This is a genomic window from Pseudomonadota bacterium (assembly GCA_026388315.1).
Lineage (GTDB): Bacteria > Desulfobacterota > Syntrophorhabdia > Syntrophorhabdales > Syntrophorhabdaceae > MWEV01.
Map to the genome: position 1 here is coordinate 1 of JAPLKA010000010.1, position 7,702 is coordinate 7,702.

The window sequence follows — 7,702 nt, forward strand, 5'->3', positions numbered from 1 at the left end:
GCTATCGCGAGGGGCCTCAGATTTGGTGAACATGGCCTGCCGCTCATCGGTTCCGGTGACTGGAACGACGGCATGAACATGGTGGGCAAAGACGGTAAAGGCGAAAGTGTCTGGCTCGCATTCTTCCTCTATGAAGTACTCATGCGGTTCATTGAGGTCGCGCGCATGCACGGGGACCTGGCCTTCGCCAAACGCTGTAAGAGAGAAGCAGGCAAGCTGAGCCGGAACATCGAGGAGAATGGCTGGGATGGTGAGTGGTACCTCCGGGCTTTCTTTGATGACGGCACGCCCCTCGGTTCAGCGGGCAATCCCGAATGCCGGATCGATTCCATTGCGCAAAGCTGGTCTGTCCTGTCCGGGGCAGGGAGCGCCACGCGCTCGCGCATGGCAATGGACGCAGTGGATAAGCACCTCGTGCGCAAGGACCACGCGTTGATCCAGCTTCTTGCCCCGCCCTTCGACAAGTCGGATTTAAATCCCGGTTATATCAAGGGGTACGTTCCCGGGGTTCGGGAAAATGGCGGGCAGTATACACATGCGGCCATCTGGGCCGCCATGGCCTTCGCTGCCATGGGTGACAGCAGACGGGCGTGGGAAATTCTTACCATGATCAACCCTGTGAACCATGGGGGATCAGCTAAAGGGATTGGAACGTACAAAGTGGAGCCTTACGTTGTCGCGGCTGACGTCTATGCGGTCGCGCCCCACACGGGTCGCGGCGGATGGACGTGGTACACGGGATCATCCGGATGGATGTACCGGCTGATCGTGGAATCACTCTTGGGACTGAGACTCGAAGTAGACAAATTGCATGTCGAGCCCTGTCTCCCTGCCGATTGGGAGGGCTTCACGGTGCACTACCGGTACCGGGAGACTATCTACCATATAAAAGTCGTGCAGGAACACGCGGGCGAAGATGAGGGGAGCGTGACCGTTGACGGGATCGTGCAACAAGACAAATTTATTCCCCTTGTTGATGATCGTAGTGAACATGCCGTAGAAGTGGTCGTGTCGTTGTAAGGCCGAGGCGCTTTTCGCGCCTGGCTTTGTTGCCTGCGAACTCGCCGCATCCTCAATGTAGCGCTGCTACACCTCCGGTTGGCAACCCCTCGGCTCCTCGTTCTCTAAACGAATCCAAATTGACACAAGATGCTGCTTTCACCTACCTATACGTAACAAAAGTTATTGACCGTTAGACCGCTAAAAGTCATTATCTAACTTACTTTTTCTTGAGAAAAAAAGGAGGAGAAATGACCCAGACAACACCGATTTTCAGTAGACCAAGCGGCAACTTCGAGATGGTACGCGACCAATGTAATCCACCGACCCATATCGACAGAATCCTTGAGAGACTCTCCCGTCTGCGGAACGTGGGGACGTAGTTCACTTATTTCGCTTTTCATAATGGAAGATTGGGGAGGTACCCTTTAGACGATTATCAGGCCTTGTTTTTTTTGCAGGCACCTCTATAAAAATAGGGAGGAAGAGGGACATCCATTAAATTATTATATTCCATCTTCCGCCGATTTGAAATACCCTGCCGATTACACTGATAGACCATTGCTCCCCAAAAGATGAAGCGAGTAGTCGTTAAGTAACGTTGGGAAACAATATTACTTACCTTCCCCCTGACCTGAAAAGTAGCCTATCCCCTTCGTGTCCAAACATTTGTAGCAACATTTTATACAACCATTAATATTCTCGTAAAAGTAATATGGAGGCCGGTTTATACGAATCAGGTTTAAGTTGAAAACTGGCTGGGGTCAAATCTTTATTCTTGACAGAGGAGGCGTTTTATCTCATCGAATCTCTTTGCCGTTTCTTCGTCTTTCTGAAGCACCCCTGCAAGCCGCTTCCTTGCCACACTTACAGCGCTGTAATCAATGCCCATAAGTTCCCCGATCTCTCTCTGATTCATTCCACCGTAGCGGTAGAGCATCTCCATGGTAATGGAACGGGCGATACCCTTGTAGCCTTTCTGCAGGAACTCTTCTGTGTGCAGATTGAGCGAGCCGGCAATTGCCTTGAGAATCTTGTCCGGTTGCACCTTTTTTATCATCTGTCTTACGGCAGGTTGTTCCCGTTTGATGGCAGGCATCTTCGTCATGAGTTGTTCAATGAATGATGCCTCCCCGATAATTCCGTGTCCTTTCCCTTTTTCCAAGGGGTTTATCGTGAGTGTTATGCCGCTTTCCACAAACTCTCTGTAGCGTTCTTTTTTTCCCCCGAAATATGCAAGTATTTCCTCTGTTGATAGAAAAGGGTATCGGGTGCGTACGCTGTAGTCATAATAGCTGCTCCATCTGTAGCTCTTTAATGAGGCGATCTTCTGTTCGGTGCTTAACCCTTCTTTAATACGAACCGGATTGAGGTGAACATACCGGGATACTTCCAGCAGATAACTGTCGGTGTCTATAACAAAAGATTTATACCTGCCCTGATAGAGATGTCCCGTTCTTTTATAGCGTTTATTAATGAAGGCGGTGTAGGAGATGTTGAAGTGGCGCATGAATTCCTGGATGTTCGCCAGAGGCGTCTTTACGATGAGATGGAAATGGTTCGTCATGAGCACAAATGCAAGGATATTGACCCGGTAGATTTCAGCGGAATGTTTTAGAAGGAAGAGGAACCTTCTCCGGTCAAACTCATCCGGAAAGATCGTCTGACCGGCATTGCCTCTGCACGTAACATGGTAGCAGGCATTTTCAAACTGGATACGCAACGGGCGGGCCATGGGGTAATATTAAAGAAAAAAAAGGGGTAATGTCAAGGATAAAGATTTGACCCCATATCCCCCCCCGACTTCAAAACCCCTGACCTTGTGTGCCATGTCAATCAGTCCGGTCATGAAGATCACCGGGATATCTATGGTTCTTTCGTCAGCCTTCAATCGCCGGCAGGTCTCAAAACCATCCATGCCCGGCATGAGCACATCCAACAGTATGAGATCGGGTGTCGATTGCAACACCCTTGAGAGGGCCTTCTCTATCCATGGTGTGCCCCTTTTATATAGTTGATGATCCCTTCATCATCATATGTTTTTGCATATGCTCGAATCCTTCTGCGAAAGGCAGCATGTCTGTCATCCGTCAGGCTGCTGAGAATACCCTCAAGGCCGGTATAATCTCCCCTTTCGGCTAATCCGATTATCTCCATAAGAACATCGTCCGATGGCATGACAACCGGTTCTTCTTTGAGAGAGACCGGTTCTGCTTCCCCTTCGATCCATTCGATCCCGAGCTGTCCCTTGAGCTTCTCCAGGAGTGCCTTTATATGCACCGGTTTTGCAATAAAACCATCACAATCGGCAGCAAACTCCTCTGTCCGTTCCCTATCGGCCACTGCTGCTGAGACACCGATCACCTTTATGTGTGTCAGGCGCTCATCACCCCTTATCCGGCACAGGGCATCGTGTCCGTTTATTACGGGCATCAGAAGGTCCATGAGGATAAGATCGGGTTTTGTGGTTGCTGCCTTTTTAACGGTCTCTTCACCGTTTCCGGCGGTCTCTACGGTAAACCCCAGGGGTTCGAGCACCGAGACGAGCATGGCAAGGTTTGTGGGGTTGTCATCGGCAATGAGGATGCGTTTTCTTTCCCCATGATACCCAATAATGACCTTCTCAGTCGCCTCCGGGGCTACCGCTCCTTCCTCCACCTCAAGTTCAAGGACAAAGGTGAAGGCGCTTCCCTTCCCCGGGGCGCTTTCCACGGAGAGCCTTCCTCCCATGAGCTCCACCAGATGCCTGCTGATAGCAAGTCCCAGACCGATCCCTTCGGTGGCCCGGAGATCTCCCTGCATGAAGGGTTCGAAGATCGCCTCGATCTGCTCCCGGGGAATACCGATGCCGGTATCCGAAACATGAAACGTGAAACCGGAAACGGGATGGTGGAGAGATTCCTCTTCGCCGGGAACTCGAAGCCCGGAACTCGTAACCTTCAAGGTCACGCTGCCTTCCTCTGTGTATTTGACTGCATTGTCAAGCAGGTTAATGAGTACCTGCCGAAGCTTCCGTGTATCGCCCCTGACGATGGCAGGAAGTGACGGGTCCTCTTCGTAAAGGAAAGAGAGGCGCTTTTCTGCGGCCTTGACCCCGCTTGCGCTTAATACCTCATGGATGAGGGCAGGCAGGTTGAATGCTTCCCGCTGTATTTCTTCTCTTTGCGCCTCTATACGGGAGAGGTCAAGGATGTCGTTGATTAATGATAAGAGATGCTCGCCGCTTTCCTGGATCGTGTTCAACTGATCCCTCTGTTTATATAGGAGGTTCTCCTGCCCTTTGAGGATCTGGGCATAGCCCATGATGGCATTCAAGGGGGTGCGCAGATCGTGGCTCATCCTGGCGAGGAATGAACTCTTGGCCCGGTTAGCTGTTTCTGCGGCCTCTTTGGCGGTAGCCAGTTCGACGGTGCGCTCACGAATCAGTTCTTCTAAGTGGTCGCGGTGTTGCTTCAGTTCCTCTTCGGCATGTTTGCGGTCGGTGATGTCATCGCAGACCAAAAGATATTCGCCGCTCTCCAGTTGTACCGGAATAAAATTAACTATCTTTTCTGTCCCGTCTTTACATATTACGTTGAATGTCCTCTCGGTCATTTTTTTTACTGCAGAATGTTTTTCAAATCTGTCCAACTCGATTTGCCACAGAGAGATTAAACGGCGCCTGTATTCTTGGTCCGGGAATGCCTTTCTGAACCATGTTTTTCCATTTGGAATATCCTCCAAATCATATCCAAATATTTCCTTAAATTTGCTATTAATATATTTAAAGTTTCCATCAATATCGATCAGCACCAATCCAAATGGAGCATTTTCTACGAGAGTTAAAAATCTATGTTTTTCGCTCTGGATAACTTCCTCGGCATGTTTACGGTCGGTGATGTCCCTCAGGGATTCGATGGCGCCGACCCGGTTTCCGAGTTTGTCAATAAGCGGGGATGCAGTTACCCATAGATAGGCCCCTTTTCCCTCATATAGGTATGGTGCATAGGTTTCGGCATAAAATGTGTGCTCCTTTTTCTCAAAGGAAGCATATTTCTTCTGCGAATCCGGGTCTTCATCGAAAACAAAATCAATCAGGATGAGCCGTTTCTCACCATAGAAAGGCAATGCATAGGCCTGATCTCCCTTGCCCACAATATCCCCGGCCGGTACCCCGGTCATCTCTTCGATCGCTTTGTTCCATGCAATGACCTTTTGCTCGTTATCCACGACGAATGTGGCATCCGGAAGAAAATCGATGGTATCGGATAACCTCTGGTGCGCCTCCTGGAGCTGCTCCAACATCATATTGAATCTATTTGCGAAATAACCGATTTCGTCACGGCTATTTACCCTTGCCCTGACGCTGAAGTCACCGCTGCCGTACTGTTCCAGTACCTTAACGAGCTGCGAAATGGGTCGCGTGATCGACCGGCTCATGATGATTCCAAGCGCTACGGCGAAGAGGAGGGCAATGGTGCTGAAGAGTAGGATGGAGGTTTTTATAAGACGGACCTTATCCTTAAAAAATCCCCAGGAGTTGTACATCATATCCGTTTCCACCTTGTCGAACTGTAGAAGGAGCGTAATGAGGTGGGCATGGATGTCCCGGAAATCCGCCGTTGCCCTCATTGTTTCTCCCTGCGGTTTTCCTTCTATGTTGTAGCTTCCAAGAAGTGTTTTGAGGGTTTCAAGATACTGGGCGTAGACGGCTCCGATCTTGTCAAACATATCATTCTCTATGGGCGTCAGTTGCCTGTTGCTTACCTGTCGCATGTATTCCTGGGTTGTGCGGAGCCCGTCGTTGATAACGATGCGTATTTCCAGCTTACGGCCTTTCTTTTCCGTCAAGATATATTCTTTGACGAGTGCGGCGATCTGTTCATTTTCAAAGATGATGCTTTTACTCAGATGGCGTGCGTTGGATGTTTCCATAACCTGCGTGGATACGAGCTCTTCAATTGATCCGAGCTGATAGCTGGAGAGCCATCCCACAAAAGCCAGAATGGCTGCAAGGGCAAGGAGACCCCCCGTTACCCTGATTCCAATAGATGCTATCGAGATCTTCATGCCTTGCCTCCCTATCAGTCTGCCGCGAGATAATCAGTGATGCTCTGCCATTTTCCCCGGATGACCTGTCCGAGCCTGAGCTTTTTACAGCCCTTATGATCAGCGGCCGTAAAGGTTACCGGCGCCGTGATTCCGCCTGTACTAAAATCCCGGATAGATTCCAGACCTTTTCTGATGCCGACCCCGGAGAGGTCATCGCCTGCCTTCTTAATGCCTTCCAACATGACCCTGGCTGTAGTCCATCCGGCGATGTAGCGTGATATATAACCCTCGATATCAATCCCTTTACGCTTGTTGTATTCCATGATCTCTGCGACGCCGGGGATGTACATGTCTGTGAAGAGAAAAGGCATTGCCCCTATGTATCCTTCAGCCGTCTCGCCTGCCAGGGCGATCAGCTTCTCGTCGGCGCACCAGTTTAGTCCGAAGAATGTAATGTTAAGACCCAATTCCCTGGCGTTCTTCAGGATGACTGATGCCGCCCATGTCGTTTCCTGGATGACCGCATAATCGGCCTTTTTTTCTTTTATCCTCAAAAGCTGTTCCTTTGCCTCCCGGGCGTCCAGGGAGACGATCTCCTCGGCAACGATATCGATTCCGTGTGCAGCGGCATAGGCTTTTCCGTCGGGAATAGGGGATTTCCCGAATTCCATTTCGTTAAATATAAAGGCAACCCGTGGTTTTCGCGCTTTCTCTTTCCACTGGTCAAGGATGTACTTCAGCACAATGCGCATTTGATCCGAGTAGGTCACACCGATAAGGAAATTGTACGAGGCCTCTTCTATGATCCCCAGCCTGGAGGAATGGGATGCCGACATGAAGGGGATATGATCCCGGGCAATAAGCGGCCGGAGGCGTTCCGTGTCTCCTGTTCCCCATCCCAGGATCACATGGACCTTGTCCTCCTTGACCATCCGTTCATAGGCTATCTTTGCGCGTGGGATCATATAGGCGTAATCCATTTCGATGAGTCTTACCTTTCTGCCGTTGATCCCGCCATTTTCGTTGACATAGTCGATATACTTTCTGACGCCGTCTGCATAAGGTACGCAAATCTCGTGGGTTGCGCCGGTCAGGTCGAAGATCCCGCCGATCCTTATCTCCCGTTCGGCTTCTTTTTTTGAACAGCCAACCGAGCAGATGACGGCCAGGATGATGGCCAACAAAAAGGTCTTATAATATATAGTTTTCATGTCTCACCTCTTGGCAATATTGAACCTCCTGACCCTGCATACAAGACGGGACTTGGGGGCGCCTCCCGGTCAAGGGGGTTTTTGAAGCGGTATTTTCTATCCATTTCTCTTCCCTTTCATTATAGCCGATTATGGCCTCATCGTCATATATTTTTGCGTATGCTCGAATCCTTCTGCGAAAGGCAGCATATCTGTCATCCGTCAGGCTGCTGATACCAATTTGCCTTCATTCATATAACTTCGTTATCTCGTCGTTGCGCTCCTCGACGTACTGCATGTACGCCTGCGTCGGTTCCTCCTTGATGCCTCGTTCTATCTTTGAATCCGAATTGGTATGAGAACACCCTCAAGGCCGGTATAATCTCCCCTTTCGGCTAATCCGATTATCTCCATAAGAACATCGTCCGATGGCATGACAACCGGTTCTTCTTTGAGAGAGACCGGTTCTGCTTCCCCTTCGA

5 protein-coding genes and 1 pseudogene are annotated in these 7,702 nt (G+C 50.0%); 2 read left to right on the forward strand and 4 right to left on the reverse strand.

What is annotated here, in order from left to right; translation table 11 throughout:
- Both NTX75_00475 and NTX75_00480 read left to right on the forward strand, forming a co-directional pair.
- On the forward strand, nucleotides 1-1,020 hold a 1,020-nt coding region (locus NTX75_00475), incomplete at its 5' end, for a cyclic beta 1-2 glucan synthetase (protein ID MCX5814704.1).
- A 230-nt stretch (nucleotides 1,021-1,250) separates the two neighbouring features.
- Nucleotides 1,251-1,382, forward strand: coding sequence for a hypothetical protein (locus tag NTX75_00480; GenBank protein ID MCX5814705.1), 132 nt, complete (start codon nucleotides 1,251-1,253; stop codon nucleotides 1,380-1,382).
- A 389-nt stretch (nucleotides 1,383-1,771) separates the two neighbouring features.
- Here the strand turns inward: NTX75_00480 and NTX75_00485 are convergent, their stop codons facing one another.
- From NTX75_00485 to NTX75_00500, 4 genes and pseudogenes are all read right to left on the reverse strand, one after another.
- The gene (locus NTX75_00485) at nucleotides 1,772-2,734 is read right to left on the reverse strand and encodes a transposase (protein MCX5814706.1); all 963 of its coding nucleotides are present in this window, start codon (nucleotides 2,732-2,734) and stop codon (nucleotides 1,772-1,774) included.
- A 72-nt stretch (nucleotides 2,735-2,806) separates the two neighbouring features.
- Nucleotides 2,807-2,977: pseudogene (locus NTX75_00490) on the reverse strand (response regulator).
- Nucleotides 2,978-2,985: 8 nt separating this feature from the next.
- Nucleotides 2,986-6,048: an ATP-binding protein gene (locus NTX75_00495; protein MCX5814707.1), complete on the reverse strand. Its 3,063-nt coding sequence runs from the start codon at nucleotides 6,046-6,048 to the stop codon at nucleotides 2,986-2,988.
- 14 nt (nucleotides 6,049-6,062) lie between these two features.
- Complete coding sequence (locus NTX75_00500; GenBank protein ID MCX5814708.1) at nucleotides 6,063-7,241, reverse strand: ABC transporter substrate-binding protein; 1,179 nt, start codon at nucleotides 7,239-7,241, stop codon at nucleotides 6,063-6,065.
- Between the last annotated feature and the right edge of the window lie 461 nt (nucleotides 7,242-7,702).

Excerpts from the sequence above, each read along its gene's own strand:
- NTX75_00480 (MCX5814705.1), top strand. The coding sequence starts at position 1,251 with ATGACCCAGACAACACCGATTTTCAGTAGACCAAGCGGCAACTTCGAG.
- NTX75_00495 (MCX5814707.1), bottom strand. The coding sequence starts at position 6,048 with ATGAAGATCTCGATAGCATCTATTGGAATCAGGGTAACGGGGGGTCTC.
- NTX75_00500 (MCX5814708.1), bottom strand. The coding sequence starts at position 7,241 with ATGAAAACTATATATTATAAGACCTTTTTGTTGGCCATCATCCTGGCC.
- NTX75_00485 (MCX5814706.1), bottom strand. The coding sequence starts at position 2,734 with ATGGCCCGCCCGTTGCGTATCCAGTTTGAAAATGCCTGCTACCATGTT.